Origin of the sequence: Clostridium akagii DSM 12554, from assembly GCF_000686725.1 — a bacterium.
GTDB classification, from domain to species: Bacteria; Bacillota; Clostridia; order Clostridiales; family Clostridiaceae; genus Clostridium_I; species Clostridium_I akagii.
In genome coordinates this window covers 84,488-110,719 of record NZ_JMLK01000008.1, presented here as the reverse complement: position 1 = coordinate 110,719, position 26,232 = coordinate 84,488, and the positions used below count along the sequence as shown (strand labels likewise).

General features: G+C 32.3%; 25 protein-coding genes and 1 other annotated feature. Of the genes, 10 read left to right on the top strand and 15 right to left on the bottom strand.

Going from position 1 to position 26,232, the window contains the following annotated elements:
- Positions 1-30 precede the first annotated feature (30 nt).
- The 10 genes from BR66_RS0104600 to BR66_RS0104555 form a co-directional block, all read right to left on the bottom strand.
- Positions 31-1,191: a chorismate mutase gene (locus tag BR66_RS0104600; protein ID WP_026881859.1), complete on the bottom strand. Its 1,161-nt coding sequence runs from the start codon at positions 1,189-1,191 to the stop codon at positions 31-33.
- Positions 1,192-1,217: 26 nt separating this feature from the next.
- Entirely contained in the window at positions 1,218-2,306 is a 1,089-nt protein-coding gene (aroC, locus tag BR66_RS0104595; RefSeq protein WP_026881858.1) for a chorismate synthase, read from the bottom strand.
- Positions 2,287-3,579 (bottom strand): 3-phosphoshikimate 1-carboxyvinyltransferase, encoded by a 1,293-nt coding sequence (gene aroA / locus BR66_RS0104590; protein WP_026881857.1) that lies wholly within the window; start codon positions 3,577-3,579, stop codon positions 2,287-2,289. The genes aroC and aroA overlap by 20 nt, the downstream gene beginning before the upstream one ends.
- Before the next feature lie 16 nt (positions 3,580-3,595).
- Entirely contained in the window at positions 3,596-4,657 is a 1,062-nt protein-coding gene (gene aroB / locus BR66_RS0104585; protein ID WP_026881856.1) for a 3-dehydroquinate synthase, read from the bottom strand.
- Positions 4,650-5,507, bottom strand: a complete 858-nt coding sequence (locus BR66_RS0104580; RefSeq protein WP_026881855.1) for a prephenate dehydrogenase — start codon at positions 5,505-5,507, stop codon at positions 4,650-4,652. The genes aroB and BR66_RS0104580 overlap by 8 nt, the downstream gene beginning before the upstream one ends.
- Positions 5,491-6,522 (bottom strand): 3-deoxy-7-phosphoheptulonate synthase, encoded by a 1,032-nt coding sequence (aroF, locus tag BR66_RS0104575; RefSeq protein ID WP_026881854.1) that lies wholly within the window; start codon positions 6,520-6,522, stop codon positions 5,491-5,493. The genes BR66_RS0104580 and aroF overlap by 17 nt, the downstream gene beginning before the upstream one ends.
- Positions 6,523-7,149: 627 nt before the next feature.
- The gene (locus BR66_RS0104570) at positions 7,150-9,162 is read right to left on the bottom strand and encodes an ABC transporter ATP-binding protein (protein WP_026881853.1); all 2,013 of its coding nucleotides are present in this window, start codon (positions 9,160-9,162) and stop codon (positions 7,150-7,152) included.
- Positions 9,159-10,934, bottom strand: a complete 1,776-nt coding sequence (locus BR66_RS0104565; RefSeq protein WP_026881852.1) for an ABC transporter ATP-binding protein — start codon at positions 10,932-10,934, stop codon at positions 9,159-9,161. The genes BR66_RS0104570 and BR66_RS0104565 overlap by 4 nt, the downstream gene beginning before the upstream one ends.
- A gap of 29 nt (positions 10,935-10,963) precedes the next feature.
- Positions 10,964-11,404 (bottom strand): MarR family winged helix-turn-helix transcriptional regulator, encoded by a 441-nt coding sequence (locus BR66_RS0104560; RefSeq protein ID WP_026881851.1) that lies wholly within the window; start codon positions 11,402-11,404, stop codon positions 10,964-10,966.
- 187 nt (positions 11,405-11,591) lie between these two features.
- Positions 11,592-12,476: an AraC family transcriptional regulator gene (locus tag BR66_RS0104555; protein WP_026881850.1), complete on the bottom strand. Its 885-nt coding sequence runs from the start codon at positions 12,474-12,476 to the stop codon at positions 11,592-11,594.
- Positions 12,477-12,649: 173 nt separating this feature from the next.
- On the opposite strand from BR66_RS0104555, the gene BR66_RS0104550 reads away from it, so the two are divergent.
- Together BR66_RS0104550 and BR66_RS0104545 are read left to right on the top strand one after the other, a co-directional pair.
- The gene (locus BR66_RS0104550) at positions 12,650-13,276 is read left to right on the top strand and encodes a nitroreductase family protein (protein WP_035795496.1); all 627 of its coding nucleotides are present in this window, start codon (positions 12,650-12,652) and stop codon (positions 13,274-13,276) included.
- Positions 13,277-13,395: 119 nt separating this feature from the next.
- A complete protein-coding gene (locus tag BR66_RS0104545; protein ID WP_026881848.1) occupies positions 13,396-14,091 on the top strand; it encodes a response regulator transcription factor in 696 nt (231 codons plus the stop codon).
- A gap of 118 nt (positions 14,092-14,209) precedes the next feature.
- Here the strand turns inward: BR66_RS0104545 and BR66_RS0104540 are convergent, their stop codons facing one another.
- Genes BR66_RS0104540 through BR66_RS23115 form a run of 3 tightly spaced genes read right to left on the bottom strand, consistent with a single transcriptional unit; the run spans position 14,210 to position 15,270 of the window.
- Complete coding sequence (locus tag BR66_RS0104540) at positions 14,210-14,782, bottom strand: manganese catalase family protein (RefSeq protein WP_026881847.1); 573 nt, start codon at positions 14,780-14,782, stop codon at positions 14,210-14,212.
- Between the two features lie 13 nt (positions 14,783-14,795).
- Positions 14,796-15,065, bottom strand: a complete 270-nt coding sequence (locus BR66_RS0104535) for a spore coat protein CotJB (RefSeq protein ID WP_026881846.1) — start codon at positions 15,063-15,065, stop codon at positions 14,796-14,798.
- A gap of 19 nt (positions 15,066-15,084) precedes the next feature.
- Entirely contained in the window at positions 15,085-15,270 is a 186-nt protein-coding gene (locus BR66_RS23115; protein ID WP_035795494.1) for a spore coat associated protein CotJA, read from the bottom strand.
- 350 nt (positions 15,271-15,620) lie between these two features.
- On the opposite strand from BR66_RS23115, the gene BR66_RS0104525 reads away from it, so the two are divergent.
- The 5 genes from BR66_RS0104525 (at position 15,621) to BR66_RS23110 (ending at position 18,563) form a co-directional block, all read left to right on the top strand.
- Positions 15,621-16,550, top strand: a complete 930-nt coding sequence (locus BR66_RS0104525; protein WP_026881845.1) for an NAD(P)/FAD-dependent oxidoreductase — start codon at positions 15,621-15,623, stop codon at positions 16,548-16,550.
- 2 nt (positions 16,551-16,552) lie between these two features.
- Positions 16,553-16,792, top strand: a complete 240-nt coding sequence (locus BR66_RS0104520) for a glutaredoxin domain-containing protein (protein WP_026881844.1) — start codon at positions 16,553-16,555, stop codon at positions 16,790-16,792.
- 77 nt (positions 16,793-16,869) lie between these two features.
- Positions 16,870-17,406 carry a peroxiredoxin gene (locus BR66_RS0104515; RefSeq protein WP_026881843.1) on the top strand — a complete coding sequence of 179 codons (537 nt, stop codon included), beginning with the start codon at positions 16,870-16,872 and terminating at the stop codon, positions 17,404-17,406.
- 81 nt (positions 17,407-17,487) lie between these two features.
- Positions 17,488-17,649 carry a rubredoxin gene (gene rd, locus BR66_RS25085; protein WP_084156336.1) on the top strand — a complete coding sequence of 54 codons (162 nt, stop codon included), beginning with the start codon at positions 17,488-17,490 and terminating at the stop codon, positions 17,647-17,649.
- A 236-nt stretch (positions 17,650-17,885) separates the two neighbouring features.
- Entirely contained in the window at positions 17,886-18,563 is a 678-nt protein-coding gene (locus tag BR66_RS23110) for an HD-GYP domain-containing protein (RefSeq protein WP_051624100.1), read from the top strand.
- A 128-nt stretch (positions 18,564-18,691) separates the two neighbouring features.
- Here BR66_RS23110 and asnB read toward each other — a convergent pair whose 3' ends face one another.
- A complete protein-coding gene (asnB, locus tag BR66_RS0104500) occupies positions 18,692-20,533 on the bottom strand; it encodes an asparagine synthase (glutamine-hydrolyzing) (protein WP_026881842.1) in 1,842 nt (613 codons plus the stop codon).
- Between the two features lie 443 nt (positions 20,534-20,976).
- Here asnB and asnS point away from each other — a divergent pair, with 443 nt between their 5' ends.
- The 3 genes from asnS to BR66_RS0104485 all read left to right on the top strand — a co-directional run bounded on the left by asnS (position 20,977) and on the right by BR66_RS0104485 (position 25,047).
- A complete protein-coding gene (gene asnS / locus BR66_RS0104495) occupies positions 20,977-22,371 on the top strand; it encodes an asparagine--tRNA ligase (RefSeq protein WP_026881841.1) in 1,395 nt (464 codons plus the stop codon).
- A gap of 231 nt (positions 22,372-22,602) precedes the next feature.
- Positions 22,603-22,860: a binding site (T-box leader), on the top strand.
- A gap of 82 nt (positions 22,861-22,942) precedes the next feature.
- On the top strand, positions 22,943-24,181 hold the full coding sequence (ilvA, locus tag BR66_RS0104490) for a threonine ammonia-lyase (RefSeq protein WP_026881840.1): 1,239 nt from the start codon (positions 22,943-22,945) through the stop codon (positions 24,179-24,181).
- Between the two features lie 278 nt (positions 24,182-24,459).
- Positions 24,460-25,047 carry a TetR/AcrR family transcriptional regulator gene (locus tag BR66_RS0104485; protein ID WP_156946229.1) on the top strand — a complete coding sequence of 196 codons (588 nt, stop codon included), beginning with the start codon at positions 24,460-24,462 and terminating at the stop codon, positions 25,045-25,047.
- Positions 25,048-25,379: 332 nt separating this feature from the next.
- Here the strand turns inward: BR66_RS0104485 and BR66_RS0104480 are convergent, their stop codons facing one another.
- A complete protein-coding gene (locus BR66_RS0104480) occupies positions 25,380-26,144 on the bottom strand; it encodes an EFR1 family ferrodoxin (protein WP_026881838.1) in 765 nt (254 codons plus the stop codon).
- Between the last annotated feature and the right edge of the window lie 88 nt (positions 26,145-26,232).

Below are 26,232 nucleotides of genomic sequence, written 5' to 3'. Positions count from 1 at the left end.
ATCTCCTTCCGGATGTATTATGTGAATCCATTAAGTTGTACATGTATAATTTCCTAAAAGTTTAAAATAGCTGGAGTTTCTTTCTATTAGAGCTACAGCCTTTTTTATTTCAGGGTTAATTAGATTACCTTGAAAATCAATATAGAAGAAGTATTCCCAAGGTTTACCTTCAATTGGCCGGGATTCAATTTTCATCATGTTTAGATTGTTATGAGCAAAATTGCTTAAAATATTATACAAGGATCCAGTTTTGTGAGGAACAGTTATAACTACACTTATTTTGTTACAGTTTTCGCTGACTTCAACATTTTTACTTATAACTATAAACCTTGTATAGTTCTGTGTGTTATAGTTGATATTTTTTTCAAGTATATCTAAATTATAAAGATCAGCAGCTTTTTCGCTGGCCACTGCTGCAATGGTATTACTGTTCTTTTTCGACACAAGTTCTGCACTTGTAGCTGTATTATAGTAAGGCACAAGATTTAGATTAGGATAATTTTTAAAAAAAACATTACTTTGTTGAAAAGCTTGAGGATGTGAATAAACTTCGGTAATGTCTTCTAATTTAGCACCTTTAATCCCAAGAAGATTATGGGATACTTTTATACATTTTTCACCTGTAATATATAAACCATATTTTCGTAGAAGTTCATATACTTCGGTTATGCCACCAGTTGAGGAATTTTCTACAGGTAACACACCATAGTCTATTTTTCCGTTTTGCAATGCTTCGAATACATCTTGGAATTCACTAAAACTTCGAGAAATTGTATTGCTGCCAAAGTATTGGATTAAGGCCTCTTCACTGAATGATCCAGGAACGCCTTGAAAACCAACACTATATTTTTTTTCATCATCATCTTTTTTTAATTCATATTCTAAATCCATTATTGAAGATTTATCTCGTTTTTCAGCTAAGGCAAATATCTTACTGGACTGATAATCCCTGCTAATATCCATTATTGTTTTTAGTAGCTTTTCCGTTGGGATTAAGTAGTCCTTGTTTTTTAATAAGTTAAGATTTCTTTCTATAACTTCATTCTCCCTTGAAGAATTAAGTATAGGAACAGAATTCTTATTTTTATAGGCCGCAACGCCTAGAACTGCATCCATTCGCTTTTCATAAAGAGCGACTATTTCCTTATCTATAACATCAATCTCATTTCGTAGTGTTTTTAAATCTTTCATAGGATACTCCTTTCTCAGCTATTTTTTCAAGAAGTCTTGATATCTAAAAATAAATCAAGTATAGCAATAGCAGCACAGGCTTCTATTACTGGGATTGCTCTTGGAACTATGCATGGATCATGTCGCCCTTTTATTATTAGCTCTGAATTTTCACGATTTTTTATATCAATGGTGTGTTGAGATCTTGAAATTGAAGCTGTAGGCTTAATCGCAGTTCTAAACACAAGAGGCATTCCACTTGTTATGCCGCCAAGTATGCCACCGTTATTGTTAGAACTAGTTTTAATTATGTCATTTTCAATGTAAAATTCATCATTGGCCTGGGAACCTTTTAACTCTGTTATATCAAAACCTTTTCCAAATTCAATTCCCTTGGTGGCAGGAATTGAAAATATAAGCTGTGACAAGTGGGATTCAACTGAATCAAAAAAAGGAGAACCAATGCCAGCAGGTAAATTTAAAATGGCAGTTTCAACTATGCCACCTACAGAGTCTAAATCTTTTTTTACTTGTAGTATCAATTCCTGCATCTTATCACCAATTTCTTTTTTTAGTACGGGAAAAGCATCCTTAGAAAGTTTTTTTAGGACTTCATTAGTTAAATGAATATCTTCAAAAGAAGATTCATGAATTTTTTCGATGCTAATTATATGACTTCCAATCACAATCCCCTTAGAGGCTAAAATTTGTTTTGCTATAGCTCCAGCAAAAACTAGTGGGGCAGTAATTCTTCCGGAAAAGCTACCACCACCTCTATAGTCATTAAACCCATTATATCTTATGTTTCCAGTATAATCAGCGTGACCTGGGCGCATCAATGTTTTTAAATTACTATAATCCTTTGAATGTTCATCTGTATTACGAATCATGGCACAAAGTGGTGTACCAGTAGTTCTATCGTTAAAATAACCTGAAAGGATTTCAAAAGTATCGCTTTCTTTTCTTGCCGAGGCAAGAGGACTTCTACCAGGAGCACGTCTATCCATTTCTGCTTTTATAGCATCTATGTCAAGTAAAATACCTGGTTCTAACCCATCTATGGTTATTCCAATAGCTCTTCCATGGGATTCCCCAAAAATCGAAAGTTTAATATTTTTACCCCAAACTCCACTCATTTATTTTACCCCCAAGTTTTTTAAAGTCTTGCCAAAAGGTAGGATAGGATTTATTTATGCAACTGCTATCCTTTATAATTACATCATTTTTGCATCTAAGAGAAGCAATTGCAAGGGACATGGCTATTCTATGATCATTCCAACTGTCCACTTCTCCACCATTTAACTCATTTTTACCACTTATAATAAGACCATCTTGTTTTTCAGATATATCTGCACCTAATTTTTTTAGTTCTGTAGTTATTGCAGTTAATCTATCGGATTCTTTTATTCTAAGCCTTCCTGCATTTATAATTTCAGTAGTACCTTCACTTAATGATGCTAGAACTGCAAGCACGGGAATTATATCAGGACATTGCGAACCATCAATAACTGTATGTTTTGTTTTTGAAACTTTAGTACATATGCTATCACTACTAATTTTAACAGTAGCATTCATTCTTTTAAGGACGTCTATGACCTCTTTGTCACCTTGAAGTGATTGGGAATTTAAATCTAGGCAATTAATTTCTCCACCAATTGCGCCAGCTACAAGCCAAAAAGCAGCTTGTGAAAAATCACCTTCAACGCGTAGGTCCCTGCTTTTATATTCTTGATTTCCGCTTATATGAAATTTTTTATAGTTATCATTTATTATATTGATGGAAAATTTATTTAAAATATCTAAAGTTAAATCAATATACCCTTTTGATTCAAGATTACTAGTAATACTAATAGTAGAGTTATCTTTAAGAAGTGGCAAAGCAAAAAGTAGTCCAGTTATAAACTGTGAGCTCACGTTTCCAGCTATTTCAAGCTGATCTGATTTAAGAGATCCATTTACCTTTAATGGAAGGTTACCAGAAGTTGTTGAATATTCAATTCCTTGTTTGTCAAAAATTTTGTAGTACTCTTTTAAAGGTCTTGAAATAAGTTTACCTTTTCCTTTAAAAGTAACGTTGTTTTGGTGAATTAACGAAATAGGGATGAAAAATCTTAGGGTTGAACCTGATTCACAGCAATCAATTTCATTTTGTAGAAGTTTTAAATTGCTACTTCCAGTTACTTTTAACGTATAAATGTTAGTACTGGTTTTTATTTTTTTTATAATAACACCAAGAGCCTCCATACAGGCACAGGTGGCAATTATATCCTGTGAGAACATAACATTCTCAATAATGCTAGTGCCTTTTGATAGGCCTGAAGCAATAACAGCCCTATGACTTAAACTTTTGGATGGAGGAATTATAACTTCACCCTTAAGCTTTGATGGACTTATTGTTACATAGTTCATACTCGTATCCACCTTTCTAAATATAGTCATTCATTAAAGAACTATTTATATTTTTAATAAAAGCATTACCTAATTTTTTTAGAAGGATTATATTAATAGTATCTTTATCATTTTTTTTATCAAGGCTTATAGCTTGGAGTATTTTATCTCTATCTAAACCTAGAACTTCATAAGGAAGATTATATTTAATAAGTATTTTTTTTATTCTTTCAGCTGAGCCTACTTCGGTTAAGCCAAGTTCCTCGCTTTTTCTTGTTATGGAATACATGCCAATTCCAACTGCTTCCCCATGAGTGTATTTTTCATAATTAAAATATTTTTCTATTGAGTGACCTAATGTGTGCCCGAAGTTTAGCATCATTCTATCCCCAGTATCTTTTTCATCTATTTCAACAATATCTTTTTTTATATTGCAGCACTGATAGATAATATTATCTATGTTAGCTAATACGTCATCATCGTCTTTTAAACTTTCTAGTTTTAAGAATAAATCTATATCTTTTATGGCTCCATATTTTATAACCTCAGCTAAACCATCGTGCAAAAATGTTTTACTTAATGTTTTTAATACGTTAGGGTCAATGAATACAGCCTGTGGGTGATAAAAACTTCCAATTAAATTTTTACCCCTTGCTAAATCAACGGCTACCTTTCCACCAATACTGCTGTCAACTTGAGCTAGTAATGAAGTTGGAATCTGCACAAAGGGTATTCCTCTTAATAATGTTGAGGCTGCAAAACCAGCTAAATCACCGACTACTCCACCACCTAATGCTATGATTAAATCGCCTCTTGTGACTTTAAAATCAAGAAGGTCGTTATATACGTTTAAAAGGACATCAACGGATTTACTTTTTTCACCAGGTTCTAGTACAATGGTATCAACATTAAAACCGCTAATTTTAAGGCTGATTTCCACAGTTTTACCATATAATTTGTTTACATTTTCATCGGTTATAATAAGGACTTTTTTGCCAGTATATATTTTTGCTATTTCTATACCAATTTCATTTATTAAACCTCTTTTAATATATATAGGGTAAGTTTTATGAGAAAGATTTACTACAATACTATTCATTATTGTTTAGTTCACTCCTCTTTTTACGCGCTACATTAAAAATATCTTCTATTTCACAAATATCTTCATTTTCAATGGCGGATTTTAAAACTGATAAATTATTTTGAAATTCTTCTATTTGATTTATAACATTTGATTTATTTGATATAAAAAGTTCAGACCAAAGCTCTGGATTAATTGCTGCGATTCTTGTGGTATCCCTAAAGCCACCACCTATAAATGATTTGCTTTTCTCGTTAAAACTGTCGCAGCCCACTAAGGCTATAGCAATTAAATGTGGAAGACCGCTAGTGTAAGCAATGATTTTATCATGAGTTTTAGGGTCTACAGAGACTATGTTTGTGCAACCAATACTTAGAGCAATATCTTTTATTAATTGTATGTTTTCAACTTTGTTTTTTTCTGTTGGTGTTAATATATAATTTGTGTTTTTAAATATATCCTTTGAAGCAAAGGCTAGACCTTTTGATTCCTTGCCAGCCATTGGATGGCCACCAAGAAAATCAACATAGTCTGGTAAGAAAGAAGAAACTTCATTTACTACCTTGCTTTTTATACCAGAGGTGTCAGTAATAACTGAACCTCTTTTAAAATTATTAATATTATTTTTTATAAATTGTACCGTAAGGTCTGGATATAAAGAAACAATAACTATATCAGATTTGCTTAACGGAATAGCAGCATCAGTATAACCTTTATCAATGATACCCATTTTTTCAGCAGATTTAATTGTTTCACTATCTATGTCAACACCCCATAAATTTTTGGGATTAAGCTCTTTGAGAGCCATGGCATATGAACCCCCAATTAGCCCAAGGCCAATAACGGTAATATTAAAGTCCAAGTTCACTTATATCAAATCTCCATTTGAATTTTTCGATTTCTTTTAAAGATGCCATTAGGGATTCGAATTTTTTAGGTTTTATGGATTGTTGACCATCACATAATGCATTTGCAGGATCGTTGTGAACTTCGATTATTAGTCCATCAGCACCAGCTGCTACGGCAGCTTTTGACAATGGTTCAACCATCCACCATAATCCAGCAGCGTGGCTAGGGTCAATAATAATAGGTAGGTGACTTTGTCTCTTTATTGCAGGTATTGCACTTAAATCCAAGGTATTTCTTGTGTAAGTTTCAAAGGTTCTTATACCTCTTTCACACAATATGATTTTTTCGTTTCCACCTGCCATGATGTATTCTGCAGACATTAATAATTCTTCTATAGTTGCGGATAAACCTCTTTTTAATAGAATAGGTTTATCGATTTTACCTAGTTTTTTTAGTAGATCAAAGTTTTGCATATTTCTTGCACCTACTTGAATTACATCAACATCTTCTGCAAAACGATCAATCATGTCAGTTGACATAATTTCTGTTACTATTGGAAGACCTGTTTTCTTTCTGGCAACTTTTAATAGATCTAAACCGTCTGTTCCTAAACCTTGAAAACTGTAAGGCGAGGTTCTTGGTTTGTAAGCACCACCTCTTAAAAGACCCGCACCAGATCTTTTTACATCTTCTGCTATTCCTACAATTTGTTCCTCACTCTCTACTGAACAAGGACCGGCGATTACAGTGAAGTTTCCACCACCAATTTTTGTACCATTAACATCAATTATAGTATCTTCAGGATGGAATAATCTATTTGCTTTTTTGAAGGGTTCTTGAACTTTTATTACTTTTTCAACAATATTGTAAGCACCAATTTGCTTAGGATCAATACTTGTAGTATCCCCAATTAATCCTAGTATACAGTATTCTTGACCAAAATCCTCATGAACTATTAGCCCTCTTTGTTCTAATTTTAGTTTGAATTCTTCAATTTCTTTTTTTGCTACGCCTGCTTTAATTACAATTATCATAATAAATGCCCCCTTATATTTTGGTATTAAAAAAGTTAGAGTGTAAACAGTATTTTAAGGTAAATTGTAAAAAAAAGGAGAAGACCCCAAATGAGTCTTCTCCTTTTAACCAATGTTAAAATTACCTTATGTATTAAACAAATTGTAATTCACGGAACTCATTATGAAAGTGATTATTAAGTTTTTTTGGGTAAAAGTAATAGCCTGCGCTAAAATAAAAGCTCAAGCTAAAATAGAAACCATATATTGTTGTTACACTTTTCATAATTGAGTTTGACATTACAATTCACCAACTTTCCTCGTTAATAAAGTTTAAATAACTTTTCACTAATTATATCAAACTGAATATGGATGTCAATGGGGGTGAAGATATTCCTAGTAAAATCTTAGAAAAATTATGATATTGTATAATTTAACTGCGTTAAATTGATAGATTGATAAGAATATGTTGCTAAAATCTATTATGAAAGGATTTAATAATATTTTTTTATCTTTGAGAAGAAAATATTATTAAAAATAAGAAGAACACAATTATAATCGTGTTCTTCTTATGCAAAAGTTGTTGAAATTTCTTTTAAAACCAAATAACCTTATTCTTCTGTCTAATAATATTCATACTATCTTAATTTATACTACCTCATTATCTAAGTTTGCTCCAGAAAATTGACTATTATAAAGATCTTCATAGAAGCCTTTCTTAGCAATAAGTTCATCATGATTACCCATTTCAATAATGCTTCCTTTATTCATAACTAGTATTAATTCCGCATCTTTAATTGTAGAAAGTCTATGTGCAATTACAAAACTTGTTCTGTTTTGCATAAGTTCTGACATAGCCCTTTGTATATAAACTTCTGTTCTTGAGTCAACACTACTTGTAGCTTCATCTAGAATCATAATAGTTGGATTTGCAAGTATTGCCCTAGCAATAGTAAGAAGTTGTTTTTGACCCTGTGATATATTTGAAGCTTCTTCATTTAATATTGTGTTATACCCATCAGGAAGGGTCTTAATAAAGTGATGTGCATGAGCAGCTCTAGCAGCCTGCATAGTCTCTTCTTCTGTAGCACCTTTTCTACCGTAGGCAATATTTTCCATTATAGTACCATTGTATAGCCAAGTATCTTGAAGTACCATACCAAACATATTACGTAATTGTGCACGTTTCATGTCTCTTATGTCAACTCCATCAACTGTAATTTTACCAGCATCTATCTCATAGAATCTCATAAGTAAGTTAACAAGTGTAGTTTTACCAGCACCAGTAGGTCCAACGATTGCGATTGTATGACCTTGTTTTACATCAATGTTCATATTCTTAATAAGAGGTTCCTCTGTTTTATAGCTAAAGTCAACATTTTCAAATTTAACTTCTCCCTTAGGAAACTCAATTAACTTGCCATCTACAGATTCTGGAAGTTCTTCAACCTCATCTAGTAATTCAAAAATACGTTCAGCTGATGCTACAGTTGATTGAATAATATTTGCGATATTTGCAGTCTGAACTATTGGTTGAGTAAACTGATTGGAATATTGAATAAAGGCTTGAATATCACCAATACTAACCTTACCTTGGGTTGCTAGGAGTCCTCCAACAATACAGACTACTACATAACCTAAATTACTAACAAATCTCATCAAAGGCATTATTATTCCTGATATGAACTGAGCTTTCCATCCTGCAACATATAATCTGTCATTGATATTTCTAAACACTTGTATTGAATCCTTCTCATGTCCAAAAGATTTAACAATCTTGTGGCCCGTATACATCTCTTCAACATGGCCATTGATTTCTCCAATTTCCTTTTGTTGAGCAGCAAAATATTTTTGAGACCTTTTTGCAACAAAAGCAGTCACAAAAATATATAGTGGCAAAGTCAAAATTACAACTAATGTCATTATTGGGCTTATTGTAAGCATCATAACGATGATACCAACGATTGTAACAAATGAAGTAATCAGTTGTGTTAGACTTTGCTGAAGCGTTGTTGATATATTATCAACATCATTTGTAACACGACTTAATATCTCACCATGGGTTCTTGCATCAAAGAACTTAAGTGGTAACCTTGAAAGCTTTTCATCAACATCTCTGCGTAGGTTGTAAACTGTTTTCTGTGCAACTCCAGCCATAATATATTGTTGAAGAAATCCAAAAATTGTACTTACTAAATATAACCCAATTAAAAGGACTATAATATTTAGTATATATGTGAAATCTATCTTACCACTATTTACATTCATTACCTTAGAAATTCCAGCTTTAATTTGCGCAAGACCTGCAACAACTTTAGGACTCTTTGCAGCTGCTGGGTTAGCCTTAACTAAAGTTGCTATCTTTTCTTGCTGAGCATGTAGACCAATTAGCGTATATTTATTCATTATACCTTCAACCAATTTATCTATGGCTTTTGCAGAAATCTTAGGTCCTACTATTGTGAAAATCGTGCTGATAATTGCAAATATAAAAACTAAAATAAAATTAGTTCTTTGTGGCTTCAAATACCCTACCAGTCTTTTTAATGTTCCTTTAAAGTCTTTGGCTTTAACTACTGGTCCTGATGCGAATGATCCCATTGGTCCACCAGATCGACCCATATTACCACCGGATTTTTTGCTCTTGTTGTTTTCACTCATGATAATTCCTCCTCTGAAAGCTGTGAAGATACAATCTCATGATATACCTTACAACTAGTTAAAAGCTCTTTGTGAGTTCCTATTCCTGCGATGGCGCCATCATCTATTACTATAATTCTATCAGCATCCATAACTGTGGCAACTCTTTGAGCAATTATTATTACTGTAGATTTTGCAGTCTCTTTTTTAAGTGCTGCACGTAGTTTCGCATCGGTTTTAAAATCAAGTGCTGAAAAACTGTCATCAAAAATATATATTCCAGGTTTTCTAACTAAGGCACGTGCTATAGATAGACGTTGCTTTTGTCCACCAGATACATTTGTTCCCCCCTGGGCAATAAGGTGATCATATCCTTCTTTCATTCCATTAACAAAATCTGTAGCTTGTGCTACTTTAGTTGCATGTTCAATTTCTTCAATTGTAGCATCATCCTTACCATATCTAATATTTTCGGCAATAGTTCCAGTGAAAAGTACGGTTTTTTGAGGAACAAAACCAATCTTTGCACGAAGTGCTTCCTGACTCATTTCACGTACATTTACCCCATCTACTAATACCTCACCACTAGTTGCATCATAAAAACGTGGTATTAAGTTAATCAGTGTTGATTTACCAGAACCCGTACCACCAATAATAGCAGTTGTCTCACCTGGTTTTGCACTAAATGTTATATGACTAATTGCAGGTTGATCTGCACCGGGATAGCTAAAAGTTACATCTTTAAACTCAACATATCCACTTTGTTTATCGGCCAATTTAATAACCTTTGGATCAACAATTTCAGGTTCCATTTCTAATACTTCGTTTATTCTTATTGCAGATGCTTGAGCCCTTGGTATCATTATAAATACCATAGCAAGCATTAAGAATCCGAATAAAATTTGCATTCCATATTGCATAAATGCTATTAATGAACCAACTTCCATACTACCAGTATCTATTCTTTTAGCACCGAACCAAATTATAGCAACGGTTGTGAGATTCATAATTAACATCATTATGGGTAATAAAAATGCCATAATCTTATTTACTTTTATAGCATTATCCATAAGGTCAGTGTTAGCATCATTAAATCTATCTTTTTCGGTATCAATACGATTAAATGCACGTACTACCCTAATACCAATAAGAGATTCACGTAATACAAGGTTCAATTTATCAATTTTAACTTGCATTAATTTAAACAATGGCATTGCGAATTTAAGAGTTATTCCAATGATAATTCCAAGGAGTGGAATTACAACAGCAAAAATCCAGGTAAGTGTTTTATCTTCTCTTAAAGCCATAACAATGCCACCAAGAGCAGTTAAAGGAGCAAAAAGCAAAATAGAAAAAATCATTATTGTTGCAGCTTGAACCTGAATAACGTCATTGGTAGTTCTTGTTATAAGAGTGGCCGTACCAACTTTATCAAATTCGTGAAGGGAAAATCCTTCAACTTTAGTAAATAACTTATTACGCACAATCCTACCAAGGCCTACAGCAGTTTGTGACGACAAGAAGGCAGATATAATTGAGCATATAACACCACCTGCTGAAATTATCAGCATAATTATGCCAATCCTAAAAATATAATCCATACCTTTATAAGTTCCACTGAATCCTAAAAATGAAATAGTTTGAAGTGTATTTTTTTGTACTATACCTTTATTAATTATATCAGCCATCAAAGTTGGTAGATATAAATTTGCAAGTACTTGAGTAAAAATCAATATAAATATTGCTATTATCTGTAATGTAAATTGTTTTAGAAATCTAAATAATTTAATCAAAAGTGTCATCTCCATTCATTGTAATTATTTTATTTTTTTTCAATACTCAAAAGCCGCTTAAGTGTGCCTAATCCTTCAAATATTTTATGAATTTCTTCCTCGCTTCCTCGGCTCATTATATCTTCAACGCTTTTTTCAACCTGATTATGAAAAATTTTATGCATACTCTTGAAGTTAGGAGCTATACTAACGTAAACTACCCTTCTATCTTCTTCGCTTCTCTCCCTCACTACCATTTCACTTTTTTCAAGTCTGTCTATAATTCCGGATACTGTACTATTGGATAAGCAAAGTTCATTACTTAATTCTGTTATCTTCATCTTCTTTTTTTTGCCTAAAAGTCCAATGACCATACCTTGAGGCATAGACATACCTGTTTCTTCAAGCAGTTTGCTCATATTATGTTTAAATAACTGCATCACTTCTTGGAAAAGTTTTGCCACTTCGATACTTTCGTCTAATGTTTCCACTTAATCACCACCTTGAAGTATATTTCGCCTTCGTATATTTCGTATTCGTATATTTATATCACGAATTATATTATAATCCCATGAATATTTTATGTCAATATATTTTTGAGCAGGTTGCAAGTAAAATGTAGACAAATTTAGTTTTGGATTTATTTTATTTTGGAACTTACAAAAAGATAGATATTTTTCATCTATCTTTTAGCTTGTTGCAACTCATAATTAACTTGGAATAGTTTCTTGGGGATAATTGAAACATTTTTTTAAAGGCTCTCATGAAGCTGGAATAATCACCAAAACCACAGTCTAAATAAACACTTGTTATCTGGTTACCTTTTTTTATTAAAGAGGCTGCATAGAGTAATCTTTTTTGCTGAATGTAACTATGAAGGGTAAATCCGGTTTGTTCTTTAAATTTATGCATCAAATAGTATTTATTTATATAAAAATTTGAAGATATATTATTGATTGTTAGTGTGCTACCTAGATTCTTATTTATATAGTCTATTATTTCAACTATCCTTTCATCATACTCTACATCCAAAGTACTATCATCAATTTTGTTTTCAATAAATAGTCGGTTCATATATACTAGCAACTGAATAATAAGGGAATTTTTTAAAATATGACTAGCAAAAGCTACACTATTATTTTCAACTCCTAAAGCTTGTAATATTAATTTTACCTTATTTATATTATTAGCATCCAAACGTAACATGTTATGTTTTCTGTCTGCGGCTAGTTTAAAGCAAGTCAATAAATCACTATCAATTGTATTATGTTTTTCCAGAAAATTTTTATTTATCCATATTATTATTCTTTCATAGGCCTCATTAGGACTTATTATAGGTCTATGCACCTCGTTACTACTAACAAAAATAATATCCCATGGCTTTAATTTATATGATTTACCTTCGATTAAGTAGGTTACTGTACCAGATATAAATATTATAATTTTATTAAAGTCATGATAATGGGATTCAAAATCCATGTTTTTTTTATCTTTGAGATGGAAATATTTAAAGTCTTCATTAAGGTAGCCTCTTTTAATTTTTAAAATTGCCTCTTCATTCATAATTATCACCAACCAATATATACTTCTTATAGATTATAATAAAGTAGTTTTTACAAACTTACAAGATACAAGATACAAGTTAATAATGATGAAATAACTTGACATTATGAAGTTACTTTTAGTATGATGGTTATATAAAATAAGTATCATAAAATATATAGAGGTGATTAATTGTGGCATATTCAAGTTTCAATGAGTTAATTAATGCTAGAAAGTCTTCTAACAATTTTTTAGAAGGCATAGAAATAACAGAGGAACAGTTAAATGAAATATTTACTGAAGTAATGCTAGCGCCGTCTTGTTTCAATTTGCAACATGTTAAATATTTAGTTATAAAAGACAAAACTATGAAGGAATTATTTCGGGACAAGGCATCACCACAATATAAAGTGCATACGTCTTCGGCCGCAATTATTGTGCTTGGAAACAAAAAGGCTTATAAGGATGCTGAGAGAATATATGAGCCAATGAAAATGCTTGGGATGTTAGATGAAATATCTTATGCAAAAACAATTCAAGACATATATGCAATGTATGAAGGCAGAGGAGAAAATTTCATGAGAGATGAAGCCATAAGAAATGCTTCAATTTCAGCTATGATGTTTATGCTTATAGCAAAAGATAAAGGATGGGATACTTGTCCAATGATGGGATTTAATGCAGAAGTAACAAAAAAATTATTTCACATAGAAGACGATTATGAACCTGTGCTACTAATAACAATAGGTAAGGAAGATCCTAATAATATAAGATTAAGGGGATATAGAAAACCGGTTGGGGAGTTTGTGGAATACATTTAATAACCCACAATACATACAAAAGACTGTGATTTTATGATAAACTTAAGAAAAAATTATTTTGACATCTTAAAAACTTATTACATTTTTTAGGATGCATTATAAAAGGATGGTTACTACATATGAATTCTAGAGGAAACGAAGAAGTCAATATTTTAGTTGTAGATGATGAAGAAAGTATTGTTGAATTTATAAAGATGGGTCTAGAGGCCGAAGGGTACATTGTTCATGTAGCTTACGATGGTGATTCTGCAATTTCAATGGCAATAGAGCTAAATCCTGACATAATAATTTTAGATATCATGTTACCTGGTAAGAATGGTTATGAGGTTTGTTTAGAAATAAAAAAGTATATTGAAGCTCCAATTATTATGCTTACTGCTAAGGATGATATCGATGACAAGGTAAGAGGACTGAATATAGGTGCTGATGACTATATGATAAAGCCTTTTAGCTTTAGAGAGCTTCTAGCTAGAATAAATGCTAGACTCAGAAAAATACACAGAGATAAAAATGAGGTTATGAAAGTAGGAAAATTTTCTATAGATGATGGTGCTCATGAGATATATTTTGGTGTAAGGCTTTTGCAATTATCCCCTACTGAATATAATCTTCTAAAATATTTAATTATAAATAATGGGCTTGTAATGAGTAAACAGGTTATATTAGAAAAAGTCTGGGGTTTTGATTTTAATGGTGAAGAGAATATTGTGGAAGTTTATGTAAGATATTTGAGGGATAAATTAGATGATAAGGAGCACGATATTATAAGGACAATAAGAGGGGTTGGGTACAAGATAGTGACAAGTGACAAGTGATAAGTTAATAGGGAGAGTACATAAGTGTGATTCATGGCAAATATATGTACATCACCCCATCAGTAAGTAAATCTTTTTTTCATTTTAAATGTAAATCTCTTTTTTTATGTGAGTAAAATTAATAACATTTCTTGTTATCTACTAAATCATAAACGCTCATTAAGGCTTCGCCAAAGCGCTGATAGTGAATGACCTCTCTAGACCATAAAAATTTAAGCACATCCTTAACGTCGTAATCATCTGTAAGTTCAATTAAATGTTCATAGGTAGATTTTGCTTTTTGTTCAGCTGCCATATCATTATGAAGGTCTGTAACGGGATTGCCAAGGGTTGAAGTATAGGCTGCTGTCCATGGAACGCCATTTGCGTCTGTTGGAAATACAGCATTATCATGTTGAGCATAGTTACCACCAAGACCTGCTGCCTTTAATTCATCTGGAGTTGCACCTTTTAATAATTGGTAAACCATAGCACAAATAATTTCTACGTGTGCTAATTCTTCTGTACCTATATCGGTAAGGAGTCCTTTTGTTTTACCAGTTGGCATTGTATAACGTTGGTTAAGGTATGTGATAGCAGCACTGAGCTCTCCATCGGGACCACCATATTGTGTTACAAGGAATTTTGCCATGTTTAAATCCTTATTTTTAATTTTAACAGGATATTCTAATTTCTTATCATAATTCCACATATTTTTCCTCCTATTATCCAATCTCCCAAGGCCATGGTTCATCTACCCATGCAAATGGATATGTGCTTTGTGAACCGCCAAAGTTTGATAGTGGACCAAATTTAAGCTGGTAAATATCTATAACTTCATTTAATCTTGTACTCACAGTGTTGTAATCGTCTAAAGCCCTTTTATTATCAGGATTGTTGTCAAGAAATAAATTCAGATCAACTGCTGCAAACTTCAGTTGATAAATTTTGTTCATTAAATCTTTTTGAGACAAATCGTTATAACTTCTTTCCATTTTATTCACTCCAATTACTTTAATATCTTGGGTAATCAACATTTATATTAGGAAAAACAGTACCTCTTTTTAGAGCTAAATCTAGAGGGAGTAGCCCAACAAAGGGTTGAATTGGAACATATGCTCTAGCAAAACCAGTAAATGGTGGTCTATTCTGAAAGTGAGAAGAATGTTTCCTCAAATTTGAATTTGAATCTTCATGCATTATAATTCACCTCGCATTTTAACTTACAATAATATGTTATTCATGAAAAGAAAATTAGTGTTAAAAATTTAAGAATAACTTGACACTGTGATTACTTTGTGATAAATTGAAGATAGTTCAATTGTATACAATTCAATTGTAATAAATTCAATTGAAATAATTTTATGGATATTAGATAAATTGAAGTAAATACTAATAAAATAATAAACATGGTATTGCATTTAGTTATCATAAGTTATATAATTAAATCAGTGATAAACAATAATTATTATTAATTAAGAATAATAATTAATACAATCTAATCTAATATGTACTGAATTATTTTGGTTTAAAAAAATGGGGTGTATGTTATGAAAGAAGAAAGAGCCATTGACCTAGTAATAATTGGTGCTGGAGCAGCAGGATTAACAGCTTCAATATATGCAGTGAGAGCTAAACTAGATACTATAGTTTTAGAAAATGAGATAGTAGGTGGACAAATAAAAAACAGCTACAGCGTGGAAAATTTCCCTGGATTTGATGTGATATCCGGAGATGAGCTAGCTAGTAAAATGGAAAATCATGCTTTGAAACTTGGAGTAGATATAAATGAATTTGGGTATATTAAATCCGTTAAATTAACCGATGAAGAAAAAATAATAGAAACTGACGATGTAATTTATAAGGCTAAGGCAGTTATTATAGCAACAGGAGCTAAACCAAGAGAACTCCCAGTACCAGAAGAAAAAGATTTGCACGGCAAAGTAATTCATTATTGTGAGCTTTGTGATGGAGCATTATATGATGGAAAAGATATTGTTGTGGTAGGTGGAGGGAATTCAGCCATAGAAGCAGCAACTTACCTTACAAGATACGCTAAAAGTATAACTATAGTTCATCAATTTGATACACTCCAAGCAGAAAAATCAGATCAAGATGAATTATTTAAACACAAAAACGTTAATGTTATTTGGAACAGTGAAATAAGAAATGTTGTTGGAGATAATAAAATAGAAAAAATAATAATAGAGAATGTTAAGACTGGTGAAAAGAGTGATATTCACTCTGACGGTATCTTTGTATATATAGGATATGTTCCAAAAGCTGATATAGTTAAAGATTATGTAACATTAAATAAGTGGGGCTATATTGAGGCTGATGAAAACATGGGAACAAATGTAAAAGGAGTTTTTGTAGCAGGAGATGTTAGAGACAAAAAAATAAGACAACTTACAACAGCTGTAAGTGATGGTACTATTGCAGCCTTAAATGCAGAAAAATATATTTCAGGAGGTCGTTAATTATGGTAAAAATTTATTCAACACCAGATTGTTCATGGTGCAAAAAGACTAAGTCATATTTAAAATCTAAAAATGTAGAGTTTGTTGATGTAAATGTTGGTGCTGATTTAGAGCAAAGAGAAGAAATGTTTAAACTATCAAATCAAAAAGCAGTACCAGTATTAAATGTGGATGGTAAGATTGTATTAGGGTTTGATAAAGCCAAGATAGATGAGCTTATCAAGGATTTAGTAGTACAATAAAATTAAATGGATATGATAGAATTTGATTATTTATGTTTCACGAATTTAGATTATGATATAAGGGGGAGATATTTTTTATGGAGAGATTAGTAGGTAAACTAGCACCAGAATTTAAAATGAATGCCGTACAGGGAGATGGAAGTGGTTTCACTGAAATAAGCCTTGATGATTATAAAGGCAAATGGCTCGTTTTATTCTTTTATCCTTTGGATTTCACATTCGTTTGCCCAACAGAAATAACTGGGTTTAGCAAGAGATTTGATGAATTTAAAGCTTTAAATGCAGATGTATTAGCAGCTAGTTGTGATAGTCAATATTCACATGAAGCTTGGATTAATAAGGATGTTTCTCATGGCGGTCTTGGAAAGATAAACTTCCCAATTGCTTCAGATAAAACTTATGAAGTAAGCAAAAAATATGGTATTCATATTGAAGAGGAAGGAATAGCTTTAAGAGGATTATTTATTATTGACCCTGAGGGAATTTTGAAATACTCAGTTGTTCATGATTTGAATGTAGGAAGAAGTGTGGATGAAACATTAAGGGTACTAAAGGCCTTTCAGTCTGGTGGTATGTGTGCAGTAGATTGGAATGAGGGAGACACTAACCTTTGAATTAAATATGGTCACAATGATAAATCATTGTGACCATTTTAATAAATAAAGCAAAAAATTAAAAGTTGGAGGCGATTTAAAATGAAAAGTTATGTTTGTACAGTTTGTGGTTATATTTACAATCCTGAAGATGGAGATCCAGATAATGGTGTTAATCCAGGTACTGCTTTTGAAAGTATTCCAGAAGATTGGGTATGTCCTCTCTGTGGAGTTGGAAAAGATCAATTTGAGGAAGTTAAATAATAGAGTTAACCTCGAAACCATGAGAATATTAATTTTTCATGGTTTTATTTATTTACTGTCAATGATTAGTTCTATCTTAGGAATATGAAAAAATCAAATTATATACCAAAAAAAGTATAAAAACTGAAGTTTGGGTTATAATTTTATTCATAGTACTCAATGCAAACAATAAGGTATCATGAATATATAATCAGTATTGTAGAGCCTAAAAATGGAGGTTTAAACGGAGGGTTAATATGTACAGTAATTACGGTAAAGAAACTAAAATAGAAATCCCCTTAGAAAATATAAAGATTGTAGGAGATAAATTTACCCAGCTTCTTCATAAAGAAAATAAAACAACAAGTGCCAATTTTAATACCATTAAGGCTTTTGCAAATGCTATAGAAGCGAAAGACACATATACAAGATCACATTGTGATAGGGTTACAAAATATTCAGTTTTGATAGGTGAAAAAATGCAGCTTAGCTATGAAGAACTTGTTAATCTTCAATATGCAAGTATATTACATGATATAGGGAAAATCGGCATTCCTGATGTTATATTAAATAAGGAGGGTCCACTTACAAATGAGGAATATGCAATAATAAAAAAACATCCTGAAATTGGATACGAAATTATTAAGGATGTTAAGTTTTTAAGAAAGATTGCTGAAATTTTATTAGAGCATCATGAAAGAATTGATGGAAATGGATATCCTAAAGGACTTATAGGGAATGAAATAGACAAACTTGCTAAAATTATTTCCGTAGCAGACTCTTTTGATGCAATGACTAGCAAAAGAAACTATAGAGGAAAACCCCTACTTAAAAATGCTGCAATTAAAGAACTAATGGATAATAGAGGTACACAATTTGACCAACAGGTTGTGGATATATTTGTTCAGATAGTTGTGGATAAAAAAATAAGTTGAATATTAAAATACCTACCTAAGAATAATAATTAAGATTATTTTTAGGTAGGTATTTTAATACAGTTCAAAGGAAATAGGCTAGCAAAATTACTAGCCATTTTGATTATGATTAAGTTATATAGCGCAAGTCAAATTTGTATTTCAACGTTATATAACCTTAACCATGTATCTATTTGTATAAGGTAGGCCATAAGTTGGGGACCGGTCATAAGCTGACCATACCAAGGTTTCAAGTATGATTTTCCTCCAGTTTCAACTATTTCAGATACCACGGGGATATCTATAAGTTCAAGTATAGGAGACGTTGGATCATTTAAAATCCCTTTAAGCCACTTTTGAACTATTACAGTATATTTTGGGTTGTGCGTCTTAGGGTAAGGACTCTTTTTTCTATCCACAATATCCTTAGGTAATATTCCAGTCAATGCTCTTCTCAGAATGCCTTTTTCTCTATCATCACAAAAACGCATTTCTGGGGGGATATTAAAGGCATATTGAACCAACCTGTAATCCGCAAAAGGAACTCTTACCTCAAGGCTGTTAGCCATACTCATTCTATCTTTTCTAGTTAGGAGGGTAATCATAAACCATTTAATATTAAGATAAAAAAGCTCACGCATTCTGCTAGCATATTTACTTTCACCATTAATATGTGGAACTTCCTTAAGAGTATTTTCGTAGTGCTCTTTTACAAAACTGTCCAAATCCAACTTTTTCAAATCACCACTTAGTATTTTATTTCGCTCACTTACAGATTTCGACCAAGGAAAGGTATTTGCATTGATATCTTCTTCTCTTCTGTACCAAGGATATCCTCCGAATATTTCATCAGCGCATTCACCTGATAGTGCAACGGTTTTATCCTTTCTGACTTCTTTGCAAAACAGGTATAAAGATGAATCTATATCAGCCATGCCAGGTAAATCATTGGCTTTTACTGCATCCACTAGAGTATTTGCTAAATCTTCATTGGAATTGATTATGCCTTTGTGATTACTTCCTATATAGTCCTTCATTTTTAAAGCCCAAGCTGAATCCGAGTTAGGTTGAAATTCATTTGCTTTAAAGTACTTTTCGTTGTCCTCATAGTCAATAGAATAAGTATCTAATACTTTGCCCTGCTTTTTAAATTCTTTTGCTGCAATAGCAGAAATAGCACTTGAATCCAGACCGCCAGATAAAAAGGTACCCACAGGGACATCGGCAACAAGTTGTCTTTTAATAGCATCATATAAAAGGGTTTTTACGTGTTCAGCGGTTTCATCCAATGTTTCTGTATGAATTTCACATTTTACTCGCCAGTATTCCTCCACTGTGAAATCATATGGAGTAAATATTCCGCAATGAGCAGGGGGAAGTTCATATATATCTTTAAACACACCACTTCCAATAGCACGACCTGGTCCTAGTCCAAATATTTCTGTAAGCCCTTGTTTAGTTAAAATAGGTTTAACTTCAGGATGGGCAAGAAGAGTTTTAATTTCGGAACCAAATATGAAGGAGTTATCTTTAATAGTATAAAATAATGGTTTCACGCCAAGGGGGTCACGAGCTAAGAATAAACTTTTGTTCCTCTCGTCTAAGATAGCAAACGCATAAATTCCATTAATATATTCAATACACTTATATCCCCAGTGAATATAAGAAGTTAATAATACTTCGGTATCAGAGTATGAATCAAAGCTATAACCTTCTTTTATTAATGTATTTCTTATTTCATCTGTATTATACAATTCACCATTATAAACAAGTATAAACTTGTTTCCATTTATACTTTTAATCATGGGTTGCTTTCCACCCTCAGGATCAACTACAACAAGACGCCTATGACCTAAAAGTGAATGCTTGGAAAAATAGTAACCCGAATCATCGGGTCCTCTTTTCTTAAGTGTGTCAGTCATGTTTTCAATTACATATTTATTATATAGTATATTCTCTTTAAAGTTAATCCAACCTGCAATTCCACACATAGTTCAATCTCCAAATATAAGTAATATAATATAGAATATGATTTATTTATAACAAGGGTTACCCAAAAAATGAAGCTCAGCTTCTCTGAATATTTTGTTTGGTTATATTTTAGGTCATTATGCATTTATTTACCCCTTCCTATAATTATTTTCTGATATTTAATAATATCATTTTATACAATGCATTTCCATTGTATAATTGTAGAATAGTTATCTATGTTATAATGATTTAGTGTAAACAATATGAAACAACAATTAGTAAAATGTTGACATAAATTCAAAGTAAGATTATAATTCTCGTGTAAATACCCTTCATAATTAACAAATGCTTAAAAAATACTATGCTAATTTACACATTGCAATGGTTAGTATATAAAATTAAGTTTTCATATAGATAAGTTTCATTTTATTTAAAATTATATGTAACAGGAGGAATAATGTAAATGTATGATTGTATACTGGTAAAAAAAATATATAGGGAGACTAAAAGTTTTAGTGGTAAAGAAGTTAAAATATCAGGTTGGGTGAGAACTGTAAGAGCATCTAATGCTTTTGGTTTTATAGAGATAAACGATGGAAGTTTTTTTAAAAATGTTCAAATTGTATTTGAAAAGGACCTTGAAAATTTTAAAGAAATATCAAAAATAACTATAAGTTCTTCATTAAGTATAGAAGGCGTTGTTGTACTAACCCCAAACACGAAACAACCTTTTGAAATACATGCGAAAAAGATAGTTATAGATGGAAATTCAAATGCAGATTATCCCCTTCAAAAGAAAAGGCACAGTTTTGAATATTTAAGATCTATAGCTCATTTAAGGCCAAGAAGTAACACTTTTTCGGCTGTATTTAGAGTTCGTTCAATAGCGGCTTTTGCTATACATAAGTTTTTTCAGGAAAGGGATTTTGTATATACCCATACCCCTATAATTACAGGTAGTGACTGTGAAGGCGCAGGAGAAATGTTTAAACTTACAACCTTAGACCTTAATAATGTGCCTAAAGATGAAGAAGGAAAAATTGATTACAAAAAAGATTTTTTTGGAAAAGAAGCAAATCTTACTGTTAGTGGTCAACTTTCAGCTGAAGCTTTTGCCTTGGCTTTTAGAAATGTATACACTTTTGGACCAACATTTAGGGCAGAGGATTCCAATACAGCAAGACATGCTGCAGAATTTTGGATGATAGAACCAGAGATAGCTTTTGCAGATCTTGCAGATGATATGGATCTTGCGGAAGAGATGGTTAAATACGTAATAGAATACGTATTAGAGAATGCACCTGAAGAAATGGCTTTCTTTAATAGTTTTATAGATAAGACTTTGCTTGAAAGATTAAATAATGTGGTAAACTCTGACTTTGGGAGAATAAGTTATACTGAAGCAGTGGATGTACTTGAAAAGTCCGGTGAAAAATTTGATTATCCAGTTGAATGGGGAATTGATCTTCAAACTGAACATGAAAGATACTTAACTGAAAAAGTATATAAAAAACCTCTGTTTGTAACAGATTATCCAAAAGATATAAAGGCATTTTATATGAGAATGAATGAAGATGGAAAAACAGTTGCAGCAGCAGATTTATTAGTGCCAGGAGTTGGAGAAATAATCGGTGGAAGCCAAAGAGAAGAAAGAATAAACGTTTTAGAAGGACGAATGGAAGAACTGGGACTTAAAAAAGAAGACTATTGGTGGTATTTAGAACTTAGAAAATACGGCGAGACAAAACATGCTGGATTTGGTTTAGGATTTGAGAGAATAATAATGTACATCACAGGAATGGCAAATATACGAGATGTAATTCCATTCCCTAGGACTACAGGAAGTTCGGAATTCTAATATGTACAAAGTTTTCCACTGGTGTGCATTAAATATTATCAACACCTGTGGATAAGTTCTATTTCATTATTTAAATTTCCTGTTAACTTTGAATTATGAATTTTATCTTGACAATTTCTAGTTTGAGTAATATACTTTTATAAAAGTTAAACGGATAAAGCATAGATTAATAGGGCTAGACCATAGAATAAAGGTGTTAGTCTTACTGATTGGGCATGATAATGTAAAAATCAATAAGCAAAGATGGAGAAAAAATATTCCATTCATTAACTGTAGAGAGCTAACATTTGGTGAAAGTTAGCGTTAATGTGAATATGCATAATCACTCCGGAGCTTCCAAGTAGAAAGACTTTTGTCAAGTAAACAAGGACGGTTACTAGCGATATATAGTTAGGGTTTACAAGAGGTTGACCTGAAAAAAGAGTGGCAATTAGTATATCTAATTGCAAATAAGGTGGTAACACGGAATTTTAATCTTTCGTCCTTATAAACATATAAAATTATGTTTATAAGTGCGGGGGATTTTTTTATTTGTATTACATTTTAAAAATTAGAAGGGGAGTTTTAAATTATGAACAAAAATTTAGCATTACATGAAGAAGAGGACTATTTAACATTAAATGATGTATTAGAGGCTAGAGAAAGAATAAGAGATATATGTGTATATACCAAATTAATATATAGTACAGAATATAGTAAAGAAGGCGGAAATGAAATATATATTAAGCCAGAAAACCTTCAACTTACTGGGGCATTTAAAATAAGGGGTGCATTAAATAAGATTGGTAAGTTAAGTGATGAGAAAAGGAAAAAAGGATTAATTTCAGCATCGGCTGGGAACCATGCTCAAGGGGTTGCTTATGCAGCAAATAAGCTTGGAATTGAGGCAACCATTGTTATGCCTGAAACTACACCACTTATAAAGGTGCAAGCCACGAAAAGCTATGGTGCAAATGTTGTGCTAAAAGGAAATGTTTATGATGAAGCTTATGATGAAGCAAAAAGATTAGAAAAAGAAAATGGGTATACCTTCGTTCATCCCTTTAATGATGTAGATGTAATGGCAGGACAGGGAACCATAGCTCTTGAAATTATAGAAGAGTTAAAGGATGTTGACGTTATAGTGGTACCAATAGGTGGAGGAGGACTCATAAGTGGTATTTCTGTAGCTGCTAAAGCAATTAATCCCAATATAAAAATAATAGGAGTTCAGGCTGAGGGAGCAAATTCAATGAAGCTTTCCTTTGACAGTGGAAAACTAACCTTTGCAGAGGGAATTGATACAATTGCTGATGGAGCGGCTGTAAGAAAACCTGGAGACATCGCCTTTGAAGTAATAAAAACGCATGTGGATGAAATTGTAACAGTGAGTGATAAAGAACTTATGGAAGCTGTATATATATTACTCGAAAAGCACAAACTAGTGGCCGAAACAACGGGAGCAATGTCACTTGCTGCATTAAAAAAATTAGATTTTAAGGGTAAAAAAGTTGTCTGTTTAATAAGTGGCGGGAATATTGATGTGGTAACAATGGCCGCACTTTTAAATAATGGATTAGTTTCAAGAGGAAGAATGTTTTGCTTCTCAGTTAAACTTCAAGATACACCAGGACAGCTTCTTCAAATAGCTAAAATTTTATCAGAGCAGGGCGCAAATGTAATAAAATTAGACCATAATCAGTTTAAAGCTATTGATAGATTAAAACATGTAATGTTAGAAGTAACAGTTGAAACAAATGGAAATGATCACATAGAACAGATTGTTAAAGCCTTAAATATAAGCGGATATAATGTGGAAAGAGTCTATTAAAAGCAGTTGACAGATACCAGATGCCAGTTTACAGAGGTCAGATACCAAATACCAGTTTATAAGATACCAGATAACTAATTAAATCAGTATGGGGATTTAGATTATTCCTATGCTGATTTTTTTATTATGTATAAGATATTGATACTTATTTAATTATATACATTATATTGAAATAAATGATATAATTATAGCATTAATTAAGTAGAAGTTTTTGCATATATTTACTTTTAATTCAGTTACAATTGATGCAACTTGAAACATAAAATAAGAAAGTGGTGATGAATTTGGATAAGATCTCGTTAGATAAAGAAATAGTCCTCAATGCAACAGAAGAAGTCATTCGCCGTTTCGGACCAGACAAAGCGAATATCTCCGACGTTGCAAAATCATTAAAAGTAAGCCACACTGCTATTTATAGATATTATAATGGAAAAGCAGCCCTATGGAATGCTGTTACCCAGCGCTGGCTTACACATTTGAATGCTCCATCAAATGACATTTTAAAAGAAGATAGTCCTGCTGATATTAAACTTTGTCATTTGCTCGAAGACTTTGCGGAAGCTAAACGTCGTAGCGCCACTGATGATCCAGAAATGTTTGCAAATTATATAAAACTCGTCCAAAGTTCAATGGAAGTACTAGAAAAAGGTATAGCGGATGTAATTAATAGTATTGAGAAAGTTATAGTACAAGGAATTACAGAAGGTATATTTTTCACAGAATTTCCGCATCAAGCGGCAAGATCTATATATCTTGCAACTAGTGTTTTTATGCACCCAAACTCATTCGAAAATCCTGACCGAAAACAGAACATAGAATCTGTTGTAAATCTTCTGATAAGAGGACTTAAAAATCCTAATGAGTGAATGCTTTACATATGATAAATGGAACCCTTTTAATCTTTTGCTTCATATCCATGATGATGAATACCTTACAATTGCACGCAAAATATACTTATTTGCATCTTTTAGAAAAGGCGCACTAAATATGTTCAGATTCAAATATTGAATCGATAAAAGCTATCACCTTAAGCATATACTTAAACGATGATAGCTACAAAAATTGCTCAATTTAAATTGTTTTAAAGAAAAATTTTCTTTATCATTGAAATAAAAGGTTCATAACCCTGAGTTTATCTTATATCAATAAGCTGTTTTGCATCTGCACCAGCTTTGATTTACTGTCAGTAATCTCATTTCTATTTTCGGTTAATCATCTCCGCAAGTGTTATTTCTGGATGATGATAACGGCCACGGTCTTGTGTTTTATTCTTAAGGTTGATAGCTTGTTTAGGACACCACTGAACACAAGCCATACACTGCTCGCAGTGATGCAAAAATATCGGCTTGCCGTCTTGCATTTTTATATTTTCCACAGGACACACCTTGCTGCAGGTTGTGCATCCGTTGCAAGCTTCACTTACATTGAACCCTTTGTCCTTGTTTGCAAACGACTTTATAAAAGGTCCATGAATTAGTGCCATTGGGCTGTCTTTAGCAGGTGGCTTTACAGCGAGACTTTGAATGTCCTTAATAACCTGCTTTGTGGCCTGGCTTTGTGCCTTTGCTTTATTATCGGCATCGCTTCCCATGGCGTACAAACCGACATAATTAGAAAAGCACCTAATGCTTTCACCGTAGCTCAGTTTGCCACCCTTGCCACCAATAATTTTGCTGATATTCGTTAAACCGCCGGCACTCCCGCTTCCGCTTGTACAAACAGCAAAAATAAAGCTGTTTGTATTTACTAAAAGGTCAAGTGATTTTACAAATCTCTCAACTGCAACCGGCATACCACCAACGTAAATAGGATACACAAAGCCAATTCGTTCGTATGTACCTCTTAACTTGTGCGACTTCCCCATTGAAATTAGCTCACAGTCTTGAATAGCACTTGCGATATCTTTTGCCACTTTTAGACTGTTACCTGTACCTGAAAAATAGAATATGATATTCTTTGACATTTTACATCCTCCTAAGTATTTATTATTTTTCAAATCCCGATTTGTACCAGCGGTATCATTAGCAATAATGACAAGAATATGGATATGG

What these genes read in the sequence shown, in the direction of transcription:
- BR66_RS0104600 (WP_026881859.1), bottom strand. Translation starts at nt 1,191, where the DNA reads ATGAAAGATTTAAAAACACTACGAAATGAGATTGATGTTATAGATAAG.
- aroC (WP_026881858.1), bottom strand. Translation starts at nt 2,306, where the DNA reads ATGAGTGGAGTTTGGGGTAAAAATATTAAACTTTCGATTTTTGGGGAA.
- aroA (WP_026881857.1), bottom strand. Translation starts at nt 3,579, where the DNA reads ATGAACTATGTAACAATAAGTCCATCAAAGCTTAAGGGTGAAGTTATA.
- aroB (WP_026881856.1), bottom strand. Translation starts at nt 4,657, where the DNA reads ATGAATAGTATTGTAGTAAATCTTTCTCATAAAACTTACCCTATATAT.
- aroF (WP_026881854.1), bottom strand. Translation starts at nt 6,522, where the DNA reads ATGATAATTGTAATTAAAGCAGGCGTAGCAAAAAAAGAAATTGAAGAA.
- BR66_RS0104570 (WP_026881853.1), bottom strand. Translation starts at nt 9,162, where the DNA reads ATGAGTGAAAACAACAAGAGCAAAAAATCCGGTGGTAATATGGGTCGA.
- BR66_RS0104555 (WP_026881850.1), bottom strand. Translation starts at nt 12,476, where the DNA reads ATGAATGAAGAGGCAATTTTAAAAATTAAAAGAGGCTACCTTAATGAA.
- BR66_RS0104545 (WP_026881848.1), top strand. Translation starts at nt 13,396, where the DNA reads ATGAATTCTAGAGGAAACGAAGAAGTCAATATTTTAGTTGTAGATGAT.
- BR66_RS0104540 (WP_026881847.1), bottom strand. Translation starts at nt 14,782, where the DNA reads ATGTGGAATTATGATAAGAAATTAGAATATCCTGTTAAAATTAAAAAT.
- BR66_RS0104535 (WP_026881846.1), bottom strand. Translation starts at nt 15,065, where the DNA reads ATGGAAAGAAGTTATAACGATTTGTCTCAAAAAGATTTAATGAACAAA.
- BR66_RS23115 (WP_035795494.1), bottom strand. Translation starts at nt 15,270, where the DNA reads ATGCATGAAGATTCAAATTCAAATTTGAGGAAACATTCTTCTCACTTT.
- BR66_RS0104525 (WP_026881845.1), top strand. Translation starts at nt 15,621, where the DNA reads ATGAAAGAAGAAAGAGCCATTGACCTAGTAATAATTGGTGCTGGAGCA.
- BR66_RS0104520 (WP_026881844.1), top strand. Translation starts at nt 16,553, where the DNA reads ATGGTAAAAATTTATTCAACACCAGATTGTTCATGGTGCAAAAAGACT.
- BR66_RS0104515 (WP_026881843.1), top strand. Translation starts at nt 16,870, where the DNA reads ATGGAGAGATTAGTAGGTAAACTAGCACCAGAATTTAAAATGAATGCC.
- rd (WP_084156336.1), top strand. Translation starts at nt 17,488, where the DNA reads ATGAAAAGTTATGTTTGTACAGTTTGTGGTTATATTTACAATCCTGAA.
- BR66_RS23110 (WP_051624100.1), top strand. Translation starts at nt 17,886, where the DNA reads ATGTACAGTAATTACGGTAAAGAAACTAAAATAGAAATCCCCTTAGAA.
- asnB (WP_026881842.1), bottom strand. Translation starts at nt 20,533, where the DNA reads ATGTGTGGAATTGCAGGTTGGATTAACTTTAAAGAGAATATACTATAT.
- asnS (WP_026881841.1), top strand. Translation starts at nt 20,977, where the DNA reads ATGTATGATTGTATACTGGTAAAAAAAATATATAGGGAGACTAAAAGT.
- ilvA (WP_026881840.1), top strand. Translation starts at nt 22,943, where the DNA reads ATGAACAAAAATTTAGCATTACATGAAGAAGAGGACTATTTAACATTA.
- BR66_RS0104485 (WP_156946229.1), top strand. Translation starts at nt 24,460, where the DNA reads ATGAATTTGGATAAGATCTCGTTAGATAAAGAAATAGTCCTCAATGCA.
- BR66_RS0104480 (WP_026881838.1), bottom strand. Translation starts at nt 26,144, where the DNA reads ATGTCAAAGAATATCATATTCTATTTTTCAGGTACAGGTAACAGTCTA.